Raw genomic sequence first — 20,586 nt, 5'->3', positions numbered from 1 at the left:
TTCAGAAGGGCACCACTTCGGCCTGGCCCTCGCCCCCCAGCTTGCCCGCGAGCAGCGCCTCGCGGTCGGGCAGCGAGCGCACCTCGAGCCCCTCCAGCTTTTCCAGCTCGGCGGTCACGCCGGGATCGACGCGCACCTCGCGCGCCTCCAGCAATGCCCACCCCCCGGGCCCGCGCACCTTCAGGTAGACGGGCACCACCCCCGGGTGCTCGTCGAGCAGGCTGCGCAGGTCGAGCAGCCGCTCGTCGTCCATCAGGCTCAGGTCGAAGCCCAGCTCGAGCACCTGGGGCAGACCTTCCAGCTCCTCGTAGAGGAAGACGTCCTGCACCATCACCCGCAGGCTCTCGCCGTCGGCGTCGGGCTCCACGTCGCAGACCGCGATGACCGGCATGTCCTCCTTGACGCGGGTCATCACCCGGTCGTAGGCGCGGCCGAAGACGACGACCTCGAGCGCCCCCGAGGCGTCGGCCAGGTTGAAGCGGGCCATCATCCCGCCCGAGCGGGTGGAGCGGCGCACGATCTGCTCCACCATTCCCGCGAGCAGTACCCGCACCCGCGACTTGGAACCCGAGTTCTGCTCGTACCAGCGGGGCAGCTCGGTGACCTGGCAGGTGGCCGCCTCGGCGAGGCCGGGGTAGTGCTCGAGCGGGTGCCCGGTCACGTAGATGCCCAGGGCTTCCTTCTCGAAGCGCAGCCGGATCACCTCTTCGAGCGGCGCGGTCTCGGGCAGCGGCGGCTCGGTGAGGCCGTCGTCGAAGAGGCCGGTGAGGCCGCCCGCGGCCTTCTGCTGCTCGGCGGCGGCCCACTTGAGCAACCCCTCCATGGCGTCGAGCATCTGCCCGCGTTCACCGAAGGCGTCGAAAGCGCCGGCCTTGATGAGCGACTCGAGCGCCCGCTTGTTGACGTGGTGCAGGTCCACCCGTCTGAGGAAGTCGGGCAGGCTCCGGTAGGGGCCGCCCTTTTCCCGCTCGGCGAGGATGCTCTCCACCGCCCCCTCGCCCACGTTCTTGACCGCCGAGAGGCCGAAGAGGATCTCGCGCCCGACGACGCGGAAGTCGGCGCCGGAGCGGTTGATGTCGGGCGGCAGCACGTGGATGCCGCCGGCCTCGGCGTCGCGGATGTACTCGGCCACCTTGTCCGAGTTGCGGCGTTCCACTGTGAGCAACGCGGCCATGAACTCGACCGGGAAGTGGGCCTTGACGTAGGCCGTCTGGTACGAGATCAGCGAGTAGGCCGCGGCGTGCGACTTGTTGAAACCGTAGTTGGCAAAGGCCTCGAGCAGGTCGAAGATGCGGCTGGCCTCGTCGGGCGGAACGCCCCGCTTCTCGGCCCCGGTGATAAAGCGGTCGCGGTGGGCTTTCAGCTCCTCGACCTTCTTCTTCCCCATCGCGCGGCGCAGCAGGTCGGCTTCGCCCAGGGTGTAGCCGGCCACGGCGCTGGCGATCTGCATAATCTGCTCCTGGTAAACGGGGATGCCGTAGGTCTCGGCCAGGATGGGCTCAAGCATCTCGGCGGCGTGGGGAAACTCGGCGTAGCTCACCGGTTCCTGCCCGTGGCGGCGGCGCAGGTAGGTGGGGATGTTGTCCATCGGCCCCGGCCGGTAGAGCGAGACGATGGCGATGATGTCGTGCAGCCGCTCGGGCTTGAAGGCCTTGACCGTGTTCGTCATTCCCGTGCCCTCGAGCTGGAAGACGCCCTTGGTGTCGCCGCGGCTCAGCATCTCGAAGGTCTTGGGGTCGTCGAGGGGCAGGCGGTCGTAGTCGAGCTCCACCCCCGCGGACTCCTTGACGATGCGCCGGGCCTCGTCCAGGAACGAGAGCGTGCGCAAACCCAGGAAGTCCATCTTGAGGAGGCCCAGGGCCTCCACCGACCCCATGTCGTACTGGGTGACGACGCCGTCGCCGCGGGTATCGCGCATCAGCGGCACCAGGTCGGTCAACGGCTCGTCGGCGATCACCACGCCGGCGGCGTGCACCGAGGCGTGGCGGTTGAGCCCCTCGAGGCGCTGGGCGATATCCAAAACCTCGCGCACCGTCTCGTCCTGACGCATCGCCGCCTTCAGCTCGGGGATCTGCTCCATCGCCTGCGCCAGCGGCAGCGGCTTGCCGAAGACGGTGGGGATCAGCTTCGCCAGCTGCTCGGCGCGCTTGTACTCGAGCCCGTAGACCCGGGCCACGTCCTTGAGCGCCGCCTTGGAGGCCAGCGTCCCGAAGGTGGCGATCTGGGCCACCTTGTCCTCGCCGTAGCGCTCGCGCACGTAGTCGATCACCTCGTCGCGGCGCACGTCCGAGAAATCGGTGTCGATGTCGGGCATGCTCACCCGCGCGGGGTTTAAAAAGCGCTCGAAGAGCAGGCCGAACTCGAGCGGGTCGATGTTGGTGATCCGGATCGCGTAGGCCACCAGGCTGCCCGCGGCGCTACCGCGCCCCGGACCCACGCTGATGCCGTGGTCCTTGGCCCAGTTGATGTAGTCCTGCACGATCAGCAGGTACCCCGGAAAACCCATCTGCTCGATCGTGCCCAGCTCGTACTCGGCCCGCGCCAGCGTGGCCCAGCCGTCCCAGTCCTGGACGTTGCGCACGTCCGGGAAGAAGTCCACCCGCTCCCGCGCCTCTCGGTCCAGCCTCGCGAGCTGCAGGATCAGGTCTTCTTCGTCCTCGGCCGGTTCGATCTCCAGCCGCGTGAGGTAAGCGCGGTAGAGCGCCGGGTTCACCCGGTCGGGGTAGCGCTCCAACAGCCCCTTGAAGGTCAGCTCGCGCAGGTACTGGTTCTCGTCGCGCCCCTCGGGCAGCGGGTAGCGCGGGATGCGGTAGGTCATCTTGTCACCCACCGGCAGCTCGACGTTGCACATCGCGGCGATCTCGGCGCTGTTGCTGAAGATCTCGTCGGGCCAGTCGGGGAGCGCCTGCTTCATCTCCTCGGGCGTCTTGACGTAGAACTCGTCGCAGGGGAACTTCCAGCGGTCCTCGTCGGCCAGCGTGGCCTTCGACTGGATGGCCAGCAGCACTTCGTGGGCGCGGGCGTCCTCCTGCTTGACGTAGTGGCCGTCGTTGGTGGCCACCATGCCTAGCCCGTACTTTTGCGCGAACTCGCGCAGCACCGCGTTGACCTTCTTCTGCTCTTCGAGGCCGTGGTCCTGGATCTCGATGAAGTAGCGGTCGCCGAAGATCTCCAGGTACTCGTTCAGCCGCTCCTCGGCCAGGTCGATCCGGTCCGCCAGGATGAACTGGGGAATCTCCGCCCCCAGGCAGCCCGAAAGCGCGATGATGCCCTCGTTGTGCTCGCGCAGAATCTCGCGGTCGATGCGCGGCTTCATGTAGAAACCCTCGAGGTAGGCGCGGCTCGCGAGCCGCACCAGGTTCTGGTAGCCCACGAAGTCCTTGGCCAGCAGGGTCAGGTGAAAGTAGCCGCCGTCGAGGCCCTTGCGCATCGTGCGGTCGAAACGGCTCTCGGCGGCCACGTAGGCCTCGTAGCCGATGATCGGCTTGACCCCCGCGGCCGTGGCCTTCTTGTAGAACTGCACCGCCCCGAAGAGGTTCCCGTGGTCCGTGGTCGCGAGCGCCGGGTCTTCCGGCGTGGTCTGCTTGACCCACTGGATCAGCTCGTCCAGCTTGGCCGCGCCGTCGAGCAACGAGAACTGGGTGTGCTGGTGCAGGTGGGCGAACTTCATGGGGTCAGTTTACCGGCCCGGGGTTCGGAATGGATGACAGCCGGCCGGCCCGGCTCGCGAGCTCGCCCGCGACCGCACCGCTGCAGAGCGCGCGAACAGGCGTGCAGCGTTTGACCGGGACGGAAGCGCTTTGGCCCTCCTGGACTCCACGCCTTCCAGAAACCGCCTCGTAGGTGGGCGTTCCATCGTCACCCCAGCGAAAGCTGGGTCCAGGTCCGGGTCGGTGGTTGGGGCTGGGCGCGGCTTTGACGCCGTTGCTGCCGTTCGTCACCGCTGTTTCCTTAGGACTCCACGAGCAACGGAGCGTACGCCGGTCTGGATTCCAGCTCGCGCGAGCCTCACGGCTCGCTTGGCTGGAATGACGAAACACCGGTCTGCAGTGGCCTTCCCCGTACGGGCGGACACCCGGATCCGCCCGTACGTTGCGCAGGGTCAGGCAACGGCACCGGCTTCCGGCACGTGGCGGGCTTGCCATCGACAAGGCTGTCTTGGCTTCTCGCCCAGCATGGACCCCGGATCTCGGCGGCAAAATGCTGCCTCGTCCGGGGAATCGGTAGTTAATTGGGTGTAGGGAGTGGCGAGCAAGAAGAGTCGATCCGACGATGCCCCGGACTTGATCCGGGGCCCATGCCGCGCCATGAACCCGCGGCTCAGCCGCCGCAGAACAACGTCTCCTCCCATTAGGGGGAGCTTATTTCTGTTCCACGAACTACGCGCGACGAGCTCTTTTTTCCTCCCCCACCAGGGGAGGTGGCGGCGAAGCCGCCGGAGGGGGGTTGCTTAAGGCGGCGGAAACGATCCCCGGCCAGGGGCAACGGAGCCGCGAAAGCCAACCCAGAAGGGGGTGCTACGCTGATGGCGTCGGTTTAAACAGCGACGCCGTCCATCTTGACGGCCCCGGCGGGGCCTTGGCCTCGCGCCGGCAGGCGCTGAGGGAAAGGAGCGCCAGGGCCAGCGCCAGGGGAACGAGCCGCAAGGTTTGGTTATTTATCATGGTTGCCTCCGGTATTGGGGGTTTTTTCGATAAGCGCAGGACCCTGAACCACCCGACCAAGACTTAACTCATACCGTTGCAAATCGTAGCCGTAGCAAGAGCTTTCGAACGAGTACAGTTTTGGATTGTCGTCAAACGTACCCCCCGCCGCCTCGCAGTTGGCCCGGGCCCAGTCGCGGGGGTACTGGAAGAGGTAGAAGGCCGTGCCTTCGCGGCCGAAGCCCTTGATGGTGGTGGAGGCCCAGCCGGAGCCCTTCTGGGTGGGGTCGCCGCCCGTGACGTCGAAGTACTCATCGCAAAACCAAGGATCTTGCACATCGGGGTACGTCATCTCTTCGGGTGGAACCCAATAACAGATCTCGGTGAAGTAGTCCCCGCCTTCCACCGGCGCCACCGCGTTCCTGAGGCTGAGCTGGACCTGGGGGAGGAAGAAGTTCTGCCACTCCTCGGCGAAGGGGTGGCTCTGCTCGAAGCGGGCGGCGGCGATGAGCTTCACCTCGGGGGGCAAGGTGGGGTCGGGGAGGGGGGCGGTGAGGGGGAGGGAGGTGATCCGGAGGAGCAGGGGGACGGGGAAGGAGCCGGGCCCTACGACCACGCGGGCGACGAGGTCGGGGGTTCTCACCTGACCGCCCTCGGGGCCGACCAGCTTGACGGCGCTCCGTGCGCCCGTGGGGACGCCCGGGAAGGCGGCGTAGACCGCGGCCAGGGCCAGGAGTACGAAGCTGTGCCGCAGCATGCGCCGACCCCAGGCGCGGGTGGCGGGGAAGACGAGGGCGAGGGCAAAGACGAAGTTCACGGCCAGCAGGGCCAGGGCCAGGAAGGCATAGCCCAACCAGGAGAGGGCGACGGTGAGGAGGTAGTAGAGGAGGAAGAGGGGGAGGAGGGTTCTTAGGCTGATGTGGGAAAGAAGATGGCGCATGCTTGGGCTTCCCTATCTACACGGTGGAAGGGGATGGTCGACGTTCCAGGTAGAAAAGTGATCGGCTTCGAACTTCACGAAAAGTTCACCATAGTCGGGGTCCGCCGTAACCTGGTCTTCGTCAGATTCGGGGATCGGCTGGTAATCTGCATCAACCACAATGCCCGTACCTCGCCGCACCCAGGTGTCTTGCTCCTCGTCGTAGAGATACATCGGCACTTCATACAAGCCGTTGCCCGGGCTCACGTCGCGCAGGTAGTAGCGATGCGTGGTAGGAATGTAAAAGTACACGCTGACCGGCTCGCTCAAAGCGGTAATTTGCCGCCCGGCAGCATCCTGTGCCGTCACAAACAGAAAGCCGTTAGAGATGATTTTGTTCCCATCGGCGTCGCGGTAGTCGCCCGGAAAGAAAGGGCGGTCGAATTCTGGGTCAAAAGCCCGTGCCCAAACTTTAGAAAAGCGACGTGACGGATCGACAATTTCAACGTCACCCACACGATAATTTCAACGTCACCCACACGATCCACCCATGACGTCCCGTCGTGCACCAATTCGGATCCCGTAGGTTCGGCGAACACCAGATCGGGCACCAGGGCGAACCGGTTGTTGTTCACCGCAACTCTCTTAACCGCCCTCAACTCGATTTCGCCGTTGTTGTATACAGCACGCACCCGAAGCTTGTCTCCAGGGCCGACGCCTTCAATGTCAGCCGCATACTGACCGACCGCACCCGTTGTCGTCTGGGTCAGGAGGACGCCGTCTTCAGACAGCACCTCCACCACGACCCCTTCTGGATAGACGTCATAGTCCAGGGAATCGTCGGGGCGAACCACGACCATTCCCGATACCCGCACCGGGGCTGGGGGCTCGGATTTACACGCGCACAACAAGAAGACGCCCATTGCAGCTATACCCAATGCTATTCTCATTTGCACTGATTCTATGTGAACAGTGTTCCCGTAGTCAAGTAGATTTGCACCTTACTTATTATTAGCGGTGATAGCGGACAATCAACGATTTCGCAAGCGCGCATGCTCACCGCTACCGCTCGCGGCACTATCGTATTGAGGTTGCCGGGGCTCTTTCGCGATTCGTCGCTCCCGCATCCCGACCAGACGTACAAACCGGGGGGTGATGTGCATCGCGTGACCCAAGTTGCTCGCAATCCCCACCGGATGCCACCTTCCGGTTCTTACTCAGGAGCGGTCCGCTCTCGCAGCTTGTCCCCGAATAAACAAGAACGGAGTCCCGTCTCTTGCGGTCAAGGTAATAACCTGCGTTCACGGGCGTATTGAAGGGGTGAACCAAGTAGGATGAAGGAGCCGTATGGGACGGTGGATCTAGCGGACGCCGCCTCAACCCATCACACCTTGGGACCCGCTTTTGCCTTCCCGCACCCAGCACCCGGGACGAGTATCGCGGCGCGCTATCCGCAGTCTCACGGTTAAGGGGCAGATGCCCGCCTACGCGGGCATGACGAAAAAGCAGACCAAAAGATGCGTAAACCGTTCAACGCACTGGCCATGTCTCATCGTAGGGTTTGTTGAGTGAGGCGGGCCCGTGCGCGGCTGCAGCGCGAACAGGAGGAACGCACAAGGTGGGGCACGGGCGCGACGGTGCGCACGGTGGAAACTGGGCGGCGCTGGAGGGACCTCTATGGTCACCTCCGCATCTGCACCAAATGCAAAATCGCGACCTGGGGGCGGAAAGCCTTTCCTTCGCAGACGCTACCCGTCATGCATCGTGAACCTGCACCGCCACCTGCTCTAGCCAGACAAGGAGCGGTTCCCGCCCTACTACTCCGGCAGCCGGGTGCTGCGCAGCATGAACTTCCAGGGAATGGGGTAGGTCTGGTCGAGGTCGGGGTAGGTTTCCCGGACCCAGGTCCACAAGCGCTCGATCGAGGGGCGGAAGACCTCGGGCGGCACCTGCCAGGTGTAAGAGTAGAGGCGCTCTTCCAGGATCTCCATCGTCTGCCGCGGGGTCCGCTCCTCGACCCACTCGGCCACGGCCTGGGTCTGGGGCTCGAGCCCCAGCTGCTCCAGCGCCCGCTCTACCTCGTCGAGCCGGCGTGTGTGCGCCCCGCGCTTGAGCTCGTACCCCATCTCGGCCAGCAGCTCCCGCCAGCGTTCCTGGATGCTCCAGTCCTCGCTGGGACCGGTGGAGACGTCCCAGCCCTCGTAGAGCACGCCCCCGGGCGCCAGGACCCTGAGCGCCTCGAGCAAGGCCCGCTGCCAGTCGGGGATCAGGTGCCAAAGGTGCACCCCGATGACCGCGTGGAAGCTGTCCTTGGCGAAGGGCAGGCTGCGCGCGTCGGCCTCGACCAGGCGCACCTTGCGTGCCACCCCGGCGATCTTGTAGCGCATCACCTCGAGCATCGCCGGGCTCACGTCCACGCCCACGAACTTGTGCCCGCGCGCGATGATGGGCACGCCCACGCGGCCGGTACCCACGCCCAGCTCGAGGAAGACCGGCTCACGGAAGCGGTCCTCCACCGGCGCGATGATGGCGGTGGCGATCCGCCCCGAAACCTCGGGCGGATGGTAGCGGGTTCGGTCGTAGGCGTAGGCCACGCGGCCAAAGTTCAACGTCATCGAGCGAGCAGCACTTCCTCTCCGGGCCAGGCTTATGACAACCCCGACGTTCAAAATGTATAATATTAAGAATTAATACTTCTGTCCAGTAAACCCTCAGGTTTTGCGTAGCCCACGCGGTTTCTCCGCGGGCAATTCCCACCCGAGTGACCGTCTCCCCCCGGCGGGCGTGGTAAAGTTAGGCGCTATGAAAAGAATATGGGTCTTGCTCCTGGTCCTCTTGGGCCTCACCGGCGTGATGGCGCAGAGCGCGCTCAAGGTTCGCATCGGCTTCAACCCCACCCAGAACTCCGACCAGCTCAGCCAGGCGGCGCAGGCGATCGCCGACTTCATCGAAGACCAGCTCGGCGGCGCGGTGGAGGTGGAGGTCTTCCTCCCCACCGAGTACCGCGGCCTGGTCGAGGCCATGCGCTCGGGCAACCTCGACTTCGCCTTCTTCCCGCCCGACGGCTACGTAATCGCCTCGCGCGAGGCCGGCGCCAAGGTGCTGCTCAAGAGCGTCCGCTTCGGCAACGCCTTCTACTGGAGCGCGATCATCGTCCGCAAGGACTCGGGCTACGACACCATCGCCGACCTGGAAGGCAAGACCATCGCCTGGGTCGACCCCAACTCGGCCGCCGGCTACGTCTTCCCGCGGGCCGCGCTGCTGGCCGCGGGCATCAACCCCGACGAGTTCTTCGGTAAACAGGTCTTCGCCGGCAAGCACGACGCCGCGGTGCTGGCGGTGCTCAACAAGTCGGTGGACGCCGCGGCGGTCTTCGCCAACGACGACCAGAACAAGTCGGGCGCCTGGACCCAGTTCCTCTCGCCCGAGGAAGCGGCGCAGATCCACGCGATCTTCTACACCAAGCCCATCCCCGGCGACACCTTCTCGGTCTCCAAGGAGTTCGCCCAGCAGTACCCGCAGCTCACCGAGAAGATCAAGGCCGCGATCATGACCTGCAAGGTCAAGGAAGGCTGCGACCTGCTCAAGAACCTCTACCGCATCGACTACATGGTTCCCGCCACCGACGCCGACTACGACGTGGTGCGCGAAGCCCGCAAGCTGCTGGGTCTCGACAAGTAGGAGGCGCGAAGGGCTCCATGATCGAAGCGAAGGGTCTCGGCGTCGTCTTTCCCAATGGAACCGAGGCGCTGCGGGACATCAACGTAACCATCGATGACGGCGAGTTCGTCGCCGTCATCGGCCTTTCGGGGGCCGGCAAGTCCACCTTCCTGCGCACCCTCAACGGGCTGGTGCGCCCCACTTCGGGAACGGTGCGCGTGGGCGGGGTCGAGGTAAACCGGCTCTCGGGCCGCTCGCTCGCGCAGTTCCGCCGTACCGTGGGCTTCATCTTCCAGCAGTTCAACCTGGTCACGCGGCTGACCGCGCTCGACAACGTGCTGCATGGGCGTTTGGGCTACCTTCCGACCTGGCGCGGCATTCTGGGCCTCTACGGCGAGCGCGACTACGCGCTCGCCGCGGGCTACCTCGAAGAGGTGGGGCTCGCGGGCAAGGAGCACGTGCGGGTGGACAACCTCTCGGGGGGTCAGCAGCAGCGGGTGGCCATCGCCCGGGCGATGGCGCAGCAGCCCCAGCTGGTCCTCGCCGACGAGCCGATGGCCAGCCTGGATCCCAGGCTCTCCGACGTGATCCTGGGCCTGCTCAAGAGCTACAACGAGGCCCACGGGGTGACGGTGCTCGTCAACATCCACGTCCTTGAGCTGGCCCGTCGCTACGCCCGCAGGGTGCTCGCCTTCAACCAGGGCCAGCTCGTCTTCGACGGCCCCACCGAAACCCTGACCGACGACCTGGCCGCGCAGATCTACGCCGGCAGCCTGGAGGCGCTATGACCTGGGTCTTCCCCGCACTGGGCGTCCTCGTCGCCGTACTCACCTCCATCTCGCGCGGCTCCGCACGCCGCTACCTTTACGCTTCGGGCCTGGGGCTGCTCGTGCTCTTTTTCGCCTTTCCCTTCTCCAGCGCCCTCGGCTACCTGAGCCGCGAAGCGGTGCACCCCACCCCGGCGGGGCTGCTGCCAAGCTACCCCTGGCTGGGGCTGATCGCGCTCGCAGGGCTGGCGGCGCTGGCGCCCTGGCCGCGGCGCCTCCACGGCTGGGTGGGCGCGCTGGCGGGGCTCGTGGTGCTGGTGCTGATCTACGGCTGGCTGGCCCGCCCGGTCTTCCTGGCCCGGGTTGTGCCGCTGCCGGGCGTAATGGAGGGAGCGATCGCCCTAGGGCTGGCGGGACTTGCGGCCCTGGCCGCTCGCGGCCGCGGACGAGTGGTGAGCCTGCTGATCGCGCTGCTGGTCGGCGGGGGGAGCTACGCCTTGCTCGCGGGACCGGCGGGGCATACCTACTTCCCGCGTCTCGAGGGGTACTACAAGCTGCTCACCCCCGTCCCCGAGACGGAAACCCGGGCGCTTATCGAACGCTACAACGCGGGGCTGGAGAAGGCCAACGCCCTCAGGGCCGAGATCGGCCTCAAGAAGCTCGAGCCTGTCGGCTCGCTCGCCGACCTGCAAGGGGGGCTGCCCAAGGACCTCGCCCGCGAGGGGGTGCGGCTGGTGCGGCCTGCGAGCCTCCGCTACGGCACCCTGGCCGCACTCTTCCTGGCCGGCCTGATGCTCGCGAGCGGCTTCTTCCTGGCCCGCAAACCCGAGCTGGCCGAGGAGGGCGATCTGACCGGCGGTCTCGTGGCCGCGGGCGTCTTCGCCGTCCTCGTGCCCTCGTTCTACGCGACCGAGTTCAGCCTGACCAGGCTGGTGAAGGGCTGGCCCTTCTTCGTCAACTTCCTCGACCGCGCCTGGCCGCCGCGCCTGGCCGATCCGGCGCACAACGTCTTTCCGCTGCAGGAGGTGGCCAGCCAGATGGCGCTCACCGTCGAGATCGCGCTGGTGGGCACCTTCCTGGCCATGCTCTTCGCCGTACCCACCAGCTTCCTGGCCGCGCGCAACCTCACCCGTGGCAGCGGCCTCACGCGGGCGGTCTTCACGCTGATGCGCGCCTTCTACAACGTCGACCGCGGCGTCGACACCCTGATCCTGGCACTCGTCTTCGTGGCCGCGGTGGGGCTGGGGCCGTTCGCCGGGGTGCTGGCCATGGCCATCCACTCGATCGCCGACCTGGGTAAGCTCTACTCCGAAGCTATCGAGAACGTGGAGAAGGGGCCCATCGAGGCGCTCGAGGCCGTGGGGGCTTCGGGCACCGGGGTGGTGCGCTGGGCCATCCTGCCGCAGGTGCTGCCGCTCTTCGTGGCCTACACCCTCTACCGCTTCGAGATCAACTTCCGCGTCTCCATCGTGCTGGGCTTCGTGGGCGCGGGCGGCATCGGCTTCTTCATCCAGAACGCCATGGCCAGCGGCATGTACGACCAGATGATCATCGGCATCATCGCCATCGTCCTGGTGGTCAACCTGATCGACTTCGGCTCCTCCTGGCTGCGCAGCAAGCTGGTCTGAGCCGCGCCGCATGCGACCGCCGCGGGCCGGCCCGCGGCGGTTTCCTAGGTCCCCGCAGCGAGGGCGCGCAACACCTCGTCCACGCCGGCACGGCCCAGATCGGTCACCCTGCCCCGGACGATAACCAGTACGCGGTCCGCCAGCCGGGCCGCCAGGTGCACGTCGTGCGTGGCCAGCAGCACCGCGTGCCCACCTTCGCGCAACCCTGCCAAACGCCGCTCCAAGCGGTCGCGCATGACCGGGTCGAGGTGCGCCTCGGGCTCGTCGAGGACGTAGAGCGGAACCACCCGGCTGAAAACGAGCGCCAGCGCCAGCTTCTCCCGCATCCCCTGGGAAAGGGCGAAGGTTGGGGTTTCCAGCTCGGCGGCCCCGAGCTCCCACCGCTCCGCCTCGGAAACGAACCGATCCTCCAGCCCGGGTTGCTCCCAGAACCGTTCGGCCAGCCGCGCGGCGGTAAGGCCCGCCAGAAAGGGCGGGAAACGGCGCTCCTCGGGCAGGCAGGCCATCCGGGTCCACTGGGCGGAAGCCTGCTCGCGGTCGAACCCCTCCACCCGCACCGAACCCACGTAGTCGGCGAGGCCACAAACCGCCTCCAGGAGCGTCGTCTTTCCTGCTCCGTTCGGGCCCACCAGCGCGACGATCTCGCCGTGCGCCACCCCGAAGCTCACCGCGTGGACCCCGCGGCCCGAACGGTAGGTGCGCGAGAAGCGCTCCACCTGCAGCACCAAGCCGGCGTCCATCAACGTCCCCCAATCCACAAGACCGCGTTGCCGAACAGAAAGACCAGCGCCCCGGCGAACCAGGCCGGACGGAGTCGCGCCAGCGGTCCCGCAACGCGGTGCAGCCACCACACCACCCCGACCCAGACGGCCATCTCCACCCCACCCAGACCGGGCACGAACACGAGCGGAAGCAGCGTCAGTGCGAGCGCCCTCAGGCGCCCGGCGAGCAAGACGCCCTCCACGCGACCGTCCTCCTCCGAACCCGCCCCCAGCCAGCCGGGAAACTTGGGCGGTTCCTGCCATACCGACCACCACAGCGACGCCACCGCCCACCACGCCAGCATTCCCCCGGGCACCCGCGCCAAGCCATAGGCCTCGGCACCCAGCGCAAAAGCAAGCGCCAGCACGGCTTGAAGCAACCCAACGTCCAGACGGTAGACCAACTGCGCCAGCGCGAACGCCGCGGGCGCGTCGCGCCAGCGGGCCAGCCAGGTCGCGGGCCGCCCTACCCCCTCGACCCGGTTCTCGCGGCTCCCCAGCGCGAGCCCCAGACCCCAAAAGGCCAGCAGACCCGCCGTAAAGTGCAGCACCGCAGGGGCGCGCAGCGCCGCGGCCGCAAGGTCGGGAAGGTGCAGCCGCGCCAGGACGAGGCGCAGCAACTCGCGGACCATCTCGTGATCGGGATCGTAGAGAATCGGGCCCTGCCCTATGTACCTCGCGGCGGCGAACGCCAGACTCCAACCCACCGCGGCCGTCGCCAGGAGGGCGAAGGGGTACCCCAGCCCACCCGCCCCGCGGACACGGACCGACAGCCAAAGCGGCACCGCAATCAGGGAGACCAGCGCGGCGGGAGGCCACCCCGCTCCCCGGACCGCGCCCCAAGCGTAGGGCCCGGCAATGACCACGGCCAAGGCAAAGACGCCCAGCGCCCGGTCCAGTCCGAGCAACGCGCGCGGCGCCGGCGACGTGCGGATCACCCACCACAACGAGCGCCCCTTCAGACTTGCGCCCAGCATCCAGGTCAAGAAAACCGCATAGGTAAGAGGTAGCACGCTGGCGTCGGCGGGGTCGAACCCCTCTTCCCCCGCCAACCGCAGCATCTCCTCCACGGCCCAGGCCACGCCCGGGGCGTAGACGAAGAGCGTCGCCGCCAGCATCAGCACGGTGAGCGTGCGGTACGGGCTGTGCCGCAGCTCTTCGCGGAACAAGAGCGCATGCCATGCGGCCAGGGCGCCGAGCCAACGCGCCCGCCGCCGCAGCCGAGCCGTCACCGTAAGCTTACGCAATGAGTCCATTTTACAACCCCGGCGCCCGGGCGCCGGGGTTTGGCTTACGGCGGCCTAACGGCTGGGTGCGGCTTCTTCCAGCTTGCGCAGATCGAGCAGGAAGTTGCCGTCGGTAGGGAGCATGATCGTCTTGATGTTGGGAGCCAGCTTCTCGGCGACGGTCAGCTGGATGACCTGCGGGTAGCGCTTCAAGGCTTCGCCGCGAAGCTCGAGCGCCTTGGCCTCGCCCTCGGCCTTGAGAATGGCCGCGTCGCGCTCGGCCTGGGCCTCGATGACGCGCCGCTGAGCGGCGATCTCAGCCTGGCGCCGGCGGTTTTCCTCGATCTGCACCTGTTGTTCGGCCGTCTGTTTCTCCTCGATCACCCGCGCCACCGTGTCAGGGATGCGGATCTCGCGCAGCAGCACCGACTCGAGGATGATGTGCTTCTGCGCCAACGCCTCCCGCAGGGCCGTGGTGACCGAGCGCTCGAGGTCGCCGCGGCGGGTGCTGATCAGCTCCGCGGCGTTGAAGAGGCCGACGGCGTCGCGCACCTTGCTGCGGATCTGCGGCACGATCATCGTCTCGCGGTAGGCCGGACCCACCTCCTTGTGCAACAGCGGGGCCCTAGCCTTCTCGATGCGGTACTGCACGGTCACGTCCACCCCGATGTCCAGACCCTCCTTGCTGCGGGCCTGGATGGGGCCGAAGCCGACCCGCCGGGCGTTGGACTTCGAGAGGGTGACCTCCTGCAGGCGCGCGTCGTAGAGCACGACCTCCTGCACGAGCGGCAGGATGAAGTGCAGCCCCTCGTCGAGGGCGTCGGGCTGCACGCCCGAGAAAACGTTGAAGACGACGCCCACGTGCCCCGCGGGGACGACCACGAAGCTGCGCGAGACCACCCCGAGGAGCAACCCGGTCAGGATCAACGCGGTGCCCAGGCTGCGGCGCCCGGGCTGGGCCAGCAGCCCGATGCCCAACACCACGGCGACCAGCGCCACGATCAGCAGTATTCCCATGCGCCCACTCTACCCCAGGGGGAGCGGTTGACATTGGGATACAAAACCACGTTTAATTTGTCTTAAAGCCTTATCATCATTGCGCGGAGGTGAAAACTGAGCAACGTTGCAGCATCGACGATCGCAGGACCCTACTTGAATCGCAGGAGGAAAGAGGTGAACGCATGAGGTTGAAACTATTCATCGGAGCACTGTTGATGTTGGTACTCGCCGCCTGCGGGGAGTTCGTGACCCCGAACGCCACGATCAGCGGTTACGTGGTGGACATGAAGGCCGGCGAGCCCGTAGCGGGCGTCAGCGTGACGATCGTGCAAACCGGCGAATCGGCCACGACGGACGCCCAGGGCTACTATTCGATCGACACCAAGCGGGGCCGGTACACCCTGGTCTTCACCAAGGACGGCTTCGCGACCTCGAAGGTGACGGGGCTCCTGACGCTCGACGAGAAGACCCTGTACAGCACCATCCTTCGCCCGGTGTTCGATCCCCAGGCCACCGTCGAACCTCCTGAGCTGAACCTCGACATTCCTGAATGGTACGAGCCCGGCCAGGAGGTCACGGTCACCGTGAGCGGTTCGGTCGCCGACCCCGACACCAACGGCTTCCAGTTCCTGGACGTGGCCCTCGGGCAGCAGGGCGGCAGCTCGGGCTACCTGAACGGCTACGTGCGCCACCAGCGCTTCTTCGACTTCGACGGCAGCGAAAAAGAAGTAACGATCGACACGACGGGCTACAACGACTTCGTCACCGTGCACGCGGTCGCCTACGACGTCAACGGCAACCGCACCGAAGCCATCGGCTACCTCTACCGCAGCCCCGACCTCGCCGCCGACGCTCCCGCCAGCCCCACCGATCTGACGGCGCAGGCGGTCACCTTCGGCGACGTGGCCGTCTTCGGCACCCTGAGCGTCCCCGGCCTCACCGGCGACGCCATCGTGAACGCCATGAAGACGGGCGACGTCGCGGCGCTGAAACGGTTGGGCGAAGCGGTGCAGAACGCCGCCAAGCAGGGGGTGGCCGCGCCCCAGGACAGCAGCCTCGACAAAGCCATCACCTGGGTGGACCTCAGCTGGTCCTACGACCCCGCGGCGACCGCGCCCGAGGCCTTCGAGATCTTCCGCAAGAACGGCGAGAACGGCACGTTCTACCGCATCGGCCGCATCGCCGCCGAGGACGCCCAGAACCTGGACGAGAACGGCGACCCGATCCCCGGTTCCTACAGCTTCCGCGACGCCACCCCCGGCACCCTTCCCGGCGTGCTGCTGACCTACCGCGTCGAGGCCGTGAACGGCGATAAGCGGGCCGCGTCGACCGAGTACAGCGTGACGCCGCTCCCCGCCTTCAAGGTGCAGGCCGTGGCCCCCGGCGACAACGTGACCGACGTGGATCTGGCCCCGGGGTACGTCATCTCGGTAGAGAACTCCTCGACGATCAACTTCCTCATGGCCATCGTCCTCGACCGCGTGCAGGTGGACGGGTTCAACATCGAGTACATCTCGCCGCTCTTCACCGTGACCGGAGCGGACGGCGAGTTCCACCCCTTCGCCAGCTACGGCATCTCGGGTATCCCCCACGGCCTGATCGAAGTGGAGGGCGGGTACAGCATCTCGGGTGAAACCCTCCAACCCTTCCACACCTACGACTGGCAGCCCTTCGCCGTGACGGCCCACCTCAACGACGACGGGGAGATGGACGCGGTCTCGATCGGCTCCGACTTCTTCGGAATCTGGGGCCCCTTCGGTGTGGAGGACGGCCCCGTAAACACCTTCGTCACCGGAGACGGCGTTACCGTCGCCGGCGCGGGGGGGAGGTAAACCATGAAGAAGCTTCTCTACCTCACCGGTTTACTCGTGTTGCTCGCAGCCTGCAGCACCGGCGTCGTCTCCCCCAAGACCGGGGCTCCGGGCGGCAACGACGGCGCACCGTCCGTGGACCTGACGAAGCAGTACGTCCTCGGGCAGGTGATCATCGGCTACCGTGACGCGGCCGACCTCGACGCGATTCTCAACGCCCTCGGCGGAAGCCTGATCGACGACTGGACGCCCCTCAAGGCCGCGCTGGTCAAGCTGCCCGACAGTATGTCCGTGGAGAAGGCGCTCGGCATCCTCGAACGCCGCGACGACGTGCGTTACGCCACCCCCAACCGCCTCGTCAAGGAACCCGAGCCCGTGAGTACGGTCAACACGACCGGCACGGGCATCGGCGCCCTGGCCGACTCACCGTACTCGGACCCCGACTTCGACAAGCAGTGGATGCACCGCCAGATGAACACCCCCGAGGCCTGGGACGCGGGCGTCACCGGTGCGGGCGTGCGCATCGCCATCCACGACGACTTCATCGACCACACCCACCCCGACCTCCAGGCCAACATCGCCTACCCCGGTTTCTACGGCACCACCGGTGAGCTGATCTGCCCCGACACCCCCCACAACGGGCTGGGCACCCACGGCACCAGCGTGGCCGGCACCGCCGCCGCCGTCGCCAACGACATCGGCGGACGCGGCATCGCCTACGGCGCCAGCATCGTCCCCATCGCCATCGACCATCCGGTCGAGGGGTACCTGACCCTTTCGGGCATCGTCTACGGGGGCTTCTTCGCCGTCGACGGTCCGAGCGCGTTCGGCTTGAGCGTTCCCGATGGCTGCGGCGGCTACACCCCGCCCCCGGGCCGTCCCTACGTGGACGTGCTCAACATGTCCTGGGGAGGCGGCGCTTACGACCAGGTGATCAAGGACCTGATGGACTGGATGCTGATGAACGGCATCGTCCTGGTCACCTCGGCGGGCAACACCCCCACCACCGGCTTCGCTGAACCCGCCTGGCACCCCGGCCTGATCACCGTCGCCGCCACCCGCGCCGACGGCCGGCGGACCGACTTCTCGAACCGCGGCGTCCACCTCGACGTGGCCGCGCCCGGCCAGAACATCTGGGTACCCACCACCCGCCAGTGCATCCTCGACGACCCCACGGGGGCAAGCTGCACCGGTGACGAGAACGACTACACCTACATCGCCGGGACCTCGTTCTCCAGCCCTGCCACCGCGGGCACGGCCGCTCTCATCCTCGAAGCCGCTGGCGGCCCCGGCAGCCTTGACGCCCGCCAGGTGCGTGCCATCCTGACCCAGACCGCCTGGGACGCCAACGCCGACACCCTGCCGGGCTTTGACGAGGACCTGGGCTGGGGCATCGTCGACGCCGGCGCGGCCGTGGCCAAAGCCCTGGCCATCGCCGGGGGCAGCGAGCCCGCCCCGGATGCGGGGGCGAACGTCTACGTCGACGTCGTCGACCTCACCACGGGCACGCCCCTACCGATGACCAGCGTCACCCTGCAACCGGTGGACGCCGACGGCAACCCCCTCCCCGACCGCCCCCTCCTGCCTACGCAGACCACCGGCACCGGCCTCTTCGGTGACGGCACCGCGATGTTCCTGCAGATCGATCCCGGTTACTACCGCGTCATGGTGGGCGGTCCGCACAAGAAGAGCGGTGTGGCCCCGGGAACGGCCGAGGGCATCGTACAGGTTTCCAGCGGTGACCATGCGTTCGTCGTGCCCCTGGACATCACCCTCCCCAGCGACCCCTACGAACCCAACGACGATACCGCCAACGCCACCCCCGTCACCGCGGGTACGACCTACAAGGGCATCCTGCAGGCCGACAGCGGAACCGACGTTGACTACTACGCGCTGAACGTGACTTCCGGCCAGACCTACGTGTTGAACACCGAGACCCTGAGCGGCAACGCGGATCTGGTGTTGACGCTGCTCGACGACGACGGCACGACCGTCATCGCCCAGAACGACAGCAACCAGGACTTCACCGACGATGCCTGGCTCGAGTACACGGCCGACGCCGACAAGACCGTTTACATCATCATTCAGGATGCGAACGGGGGCTCGAGCCCCTTCAACGCCTACGCCCTCGACATCGCCAGCCCGCTGGTGAGCGAGACCGAGCCCAACGGCTCGGCCACCGTGAGCGGCACCACCATCAGCAACGTCGACACCGCGAGCGCTCAGACGGTGGCGCTGGGTACGGTCGTGAGCGCTTCGATCGACCCGGACGGCGACGACGACATCTTCGCCGTCACCCTCACCGCCGGGACCACCCTGGTGGCGGACGTGGAAGCGTACGCGAGCGGTGCCCCCGACACCATGCTCGCGGTCTACGACAGCAACGGTGACCAGGTCGCCTTCAACGACGACTTCACCGGCCGCGAGTCGCGCCTCGAATTCACCCCCGGCACAAGCGGTACTTACTACGTGCTGGTTACCGCCTGGGACGGCGACGCCGGCGGCAGCACCACCGGCGACTACGTCCTGAGCCTGACCCTGCTCGACACGCCCTAGCATCCCAACCCGGCCCGGATGAACCGGCGGCCTCCAGGCCGCCGGTTCTTTTCATGCGTTTTTTACACCCAGGGATATACTCTATGAAGATGCCCGACCGCCTCGGACCCTACGAAACCTCGCAGCAGGAACGTCGCGAAGACTTCCTCACGGTGTGGCGGGCGCAAAGCCCCTCCGGCGCCGCGGGCCGCCTCTACTGGTTCGACGTCAAGGGCCCCGAGGCGCGCGCCGTCTTCTTCCGTTTCCGAAAGGCCCTCAAGGCGCTCTCCGCGCTGGGCGTGCTCCCCGAAGGCCTGGAGATCAGCGCCAAGCCCGGGCAGTACTACGTCTTCTGGCCCTCCTGCGACGCCCCTTCGGCGCTGCCCGCCAAGGGGCGCAAGGTCGTGCGCGAGGTGGGCCGGATCCTGGAGGCGCTCAGGCCGCTGGGGTTCGCGCTGCCGGACCTGGACCTGCGCCTGAACGAGGACGGGGTGCGGGTGGCGGCGCTCGACCCCCTGGGCGAACACGACGAGGCCGAGATCGACCGCCTTGGCGGGCGCTTTCTGCGGGCCCTGCCCTCGGCGCGGCCGGGCCGGCGAAGCCACGCCGCCTCCTGGGTGCCGGGGCTGCTCCTGGCCGTGCTGGGGCTGTGGCTCTTCGCCGCCGGCAGCGCGCGTTACCTGAACCCTCCCGAGTTCACCGTCCCCGACCTGCGCGGACAGGACCCGCGCACCGCGCTGGAGGCGGTCAAGAACATGGGGCTCAAGGTCACCTTCACCATGGCCAGCGAGCCGGACCGGCCGCGCGACCTGATCCTGGAGCAAAACCCGCCCCCGGGCACCCGGGTCAAGCCCGGGCGCACCCTCGAGCTCGTCCTCAACCGACCCAAGGACGGCCGGGTGCCCCCGCTCGCGGGGCAGCCGCTGAGCGAGGCGCAACGCACGCTCGAAGAGGCCGGCTACCTGCCGGGCGCCGCGGCCACGGGCTACAGCGAGGAGCCCGAGGGCACCGTCCTGGCCAGCGCCCCGCCTGCGGACGCGCCGCTGCCCCAGGGGGCCACGGTGCGCCTCCTCACCTCCGACGGCCCGGCGCCGCGCAAGACCGTGCTGCCCGAACTCACCGGGCTGACGCTGGAGGACGCGCGCTACCTGATCTCGGTCGCGGAGCTGCGCCTGGGCGAGGTGCGGACGCTGCCCTCCCCGCAGCCCGAGGGCACCGTGCTGGCCCAGTCGCCCCCCGCGGGCGTCGCCCTCGACGTGGGTAGCCCGGTGGTGCTGACCGTGGCCGGGCGGGGTGAGGTGCTGCTGCCCGAGCAGGGCTTCATGGCCCCGCCGGCCCCGCAGAAGGCGCCCCCCGAGACCCCGACGACGGGGCCCGAGACGCCGCCTCCGCCCGACCTCGCCCCCGGGGAGCGCATCGTCCCCATCCGGGTCCCCCTGCCCGCCAGCGGCACCCAGGCCCCGGTGCACGTGCGCCTCGTCGTCACCGACGACAACGGCGAACGCACGCCCATCGACACCTTCGCCCAGGGCGGCAGCACGCTCGAGGGGAGCGTGCGGGTGATGGGCGACGCCCGCTTCAAGCTCTACCTCGACGGCTTCCTCTACCAGGAGTGGACGAGCCGGGCCCCCTGAACT

Annotated in this window: 14 protein-coding genes; 6 read left to right on the top strand and 8 right to left on the bottom strand. The window is 67.4% G+C overall.

Annotation, left to right across the window (positions count from 1 at the left end):
• Window position 1 precedes the first annotated feature (1 nt).
• The 5 genes from dnaE to HNQ05_RS11580 form a co-directional block, all read right to left on the bottom strand.
• The gene (gene dnaE, locus HNQ05_RS11600) at window positions 2-3,670 is read right to left on the bottom strand and encodes a DNA polymerase III subunit alpha (RefSeq protein ID WP_147144752.1); all 3,669 of its coding nucleotides are present in this window, start codon (window positions 3,668-3,670) and stop codon (window positions 2-4) included.
• A gap of 983 nt (window positions 3,671-4,653) precedes the next feature.
• Window positions 4,654-5,583, bottom strand: coding sequence for a hypothetical protein (locus HNQ05_RS11595; protein WP_147144751.1), 930 nt, complete (start codon window positions 5,581-5,583; stop codon window positions 4,654-4,656).
• A 12-nt stretch (window positions 5,584-5,595) separates the two neighbouring features.
• Window positions 5,596-5,892 (bottom strand): hypothetical protein, encoded by a 297-nt coding sequence (locus HNQ05_RS11590; protein ID WP_147144750.1) that lies wholly within the window; start codon window positions 5,890-5,892, stop codon window positions 5,596-5,598.
• A 35-nt stretch (window positions 5,893-5,927) separates the two neighbouring features.
• A complete protein-coding gene (locus HNQ05_RS11585; RefSeq protein WP_147144749.1) occupies window positions 5,928-6,365 on the bottom strand; it encodes a hypothetical protein in 438 nt (145 codons plus the stop codon).
• A gap of 1,014 nt (window positions 6,366-7,379) precedes the next feature.
• Window positions 7,380-8,177 carry a class I SAM-dependent methyltransferase gene (locus HNQ05_RS11580; protein ID WP_147144748.1) on the bottom strand — a complete coding sequence of 266 codons (798 nt, stop codon included), beginning with the start codon at window positions 8,175-8,177 and terminating at the stop codon, window positions 7,380-7,382.
• Window positions 8,178-8,364: 187 nt separating this feature from the next.
• Between HNQ05_RS11580 and HNQ05_RS11575 the strand changes: the two genes are divergently transcribed.
• Genes HNQ05_RS11575 through phnE form a run of 3 tightly spaced genes read left to right on the top strand, consistent with a single transcriptional unit; the run spans window position 8,365 to window position 11,617 of the window.
• The gene (locus HNQ05_RS11575; protein WP_013458476.1) at window positions 8,365-9,243 is read left to right on the top strand and encodes a phosphate/phosphite/phosphonate ABC transporter substrate-binding protein; all 879 of its coding nucleotides are present in this window, start codon (window positions 8,365-8,367) and stop codon (window positions 9,241-9,243) included.
• Between the two features lie 17 nt (window positions 9,244-9,260).
• Entirely contained in the window at window positions 9,261-10,010 is a 750-nt protein-coding gene (gene phnC / locus HNQ05_RS11570) for a phosphonate ABC transporter ATP-binding protein (RefSeq protein ID WP_147144747.1), read from the top strand.
• Window positions 10,007-11,617: a phosphonate ABC transporter, permease protein PhnE gene (gene phnE / locus HNQ05_RS11565; protein WP_147144746.1), complete on the top strand. Its 1,611-nt coding sequence runs from the start codon at window positions 10,007-10,009 to the stop codon at window positions 11,615-11,617. Before phnC ends, phnE begins: the two co-directional genes overlap by 4 nt.
• Before the next feature lie 44 nt (window positions 11,618-11,661).
• On the opposite strand, the gene HNQ05_RS11560 is transcribed toward phnE, so the two are convergent.
• From HNQ05_RS11560 to HNQ05_RS11550, 3 genes are read right to left on the bottom strand one after another with little or no spacing between them, the layout of a single operon-like run.
• Window positions 11,662-12,357, bottom strand: coding sequence for an ATP-binding cassette domain-containing protein (locus HNQ05_RS11560; RefSeq protein ID WP_183677837.1), 696 nt, complete (start codon window positions 12,355-12,357; stop codon window positions 11,662-11,664).
• A complete protein-coding gene (locus tag HNQ05_RS11555) occupies window positions 12,357-13,625 on the bottom strand; it encodes a hypothetical protein (protein ID WP_183677835.1) in 1,269 nt (422 codons plus the stop codon). Before HNQ05_RS11555 ends, HNQ05_RS11560 begins: the two co-directional genes overlap by 1 nt.
• 54 nt (window positions 13,626-13,679) lie before the next feature.
• A complete protein-coding gene (locus HNQ05_RS11550) occupies window positions 13,680-14,621 on the bottom strand; it encodes a prohibitin family protein (RefSeq protein ID WP_183677833.1) in 942 nt (313 codons plus the stop codon).
• Between the two features lie 164 nt (window positions 14,622-14,785).
• On the opposite strand from HNQ05_RS11550, the gene HNQ05_RS11545 reads away from it, so the two are divergent.
• The 3 genes from HNQ05_RS11545 to HNQ05_RS11535 all read left to right on the top strand — a co-directional run bounded on the left by HNQ05_RS11545 (window position 14,786) and on the right by HNQ05_RS11535 (window position 20,583).
• On the top strand, window positions 14,786-16,435 hold the full coding sequence (locus HNQ05_RS11545) for a carboxypeptidase regulatory-like domain-containing protein (RefSeq protein ID WP_147144744.1): 1,650 nt from the start codon (window positions 14,786-14,788) through the stop codon (window positions 16,433-16,435).
• Between the two features lie 3 nt (window positions 16,436-16,438).
• On the top strand, window positions 16,439-18,970 hold the full coding sequence (locus tag HNQ05_RS11540; protein ID WP_147144743.1) for a S8 family serine peptidase: 2,532 nt from the start codon (window positions 16,439-16,441) through the stop codon (window positions 18,968-18,970).
• An 89-nt stretch (window positions 18,971-19,059) separates the two neighbouring features.
• The gene (locus tag HNQ05_RS11535; protein WP_246104057.1) at window positions 19,060-20,583 is read left to right on the top strand and encodes a PASTA domain-containing protein; all 1,524 of its coding nucleotides are present in this window, start codon (window positions 19,060-19,062) and stop codon (window positions 20,581-20,583) included.
• The last annotated feature ends 3 nt before the right edge of the window (window positions 20,584-20,586 follow it).

Source organism: Oceanithermus desulfurans, from assembly GCF_014201675.1.
GTDB classification, from domain to species: domain Bacteria; phylum Deinococcota; class Deinococci; order Deinococcales; family Marinithermaceae; genus Oceanithermus; species Oceanithermus desulfurans.
This window is presented reverse-complemented; position numbering and strand designations above follow the sequence as displayed.

Bases quoted from the DNA above. Each gene is read 5' to 3' on its own strand.
- dnaE (WP_147144752.1), bottom strand. From the start codon at position 3,670: ATGAAGTTCGCCCACCTGCACCAGCACACCCAGTTCTCGTTGCTCGAC.
- HNQ05_RS11595 (WP_147144751.1), bottom strand. From the start codon at position 5,583: ATGCGCCATCTTCTTTCCCACATCAGCCTAAGAACCCTCCTCCCCCTC.
- HNQ05_RS11580 (WP_147144748.1), bottom strand. From the start codon at position 8,177: ATGACGTTGAACTTTGGCCGCGTGGCCTACGCCTACGACCGAACCCGC.
- HNQ05_RS11575 (WP_013458476.1), top strand. From the start codon at position 8,365: ATGAAAAGAATATGGGTCTTGCTCCTGGTCCTCTTGGGCCTCACCGGC.
- phnC (WP_147144747.1), top strand. From the start codon at position 9,261: ATGATCGAAGCGAAGGGTCTCGGCGTCGTCTTTCCCAATGGAACCGAG.
- phnE (WP_147144746.1), top strand. From the start codon at position 10,007: ATGACCTGGGTCTTCCCCGCACTGGGCGTCCTCGTCGCCGTACTCACC.
- HNQ05_RS11560 (WP_183677837.1), bottom strand. From the start codon at position 12,357: ATGGACGCCGGCTTGGTGCTGCAGGTGGAGCGCTTCTCGCGCACCTAC.
- HNQ05_RS11550 (WP_183677833.1), bottom strand. From the start codon at position 14,621: ATGGGAATACTGCTGATCGTGGCGCTGGTCGCCGTGGTGTTGGGCATC.
- HNQ05_RS11545 (WP_147144744.1), top strand. From the start codon at position 14,786: ATGAGGTTGAAACTATTCATCGGAGCACTGTTGATGTTGGTACTCGCC.
- HNQ05_RS11540 (WP_147144743.1), top strand. From the start codon at position 16,439: ATGAAGAAGCTTCTCTACCTCACCGGTTTACTCGTGTTGCTCGCAGCC.
- HNQ05_RS11535 (WP_246104057.1), top strand. From the start codon at position 19,060: ATGCCCGACCGCCTCGGACCCTACGAAACCTCGCAGCAGGAACGTCGC.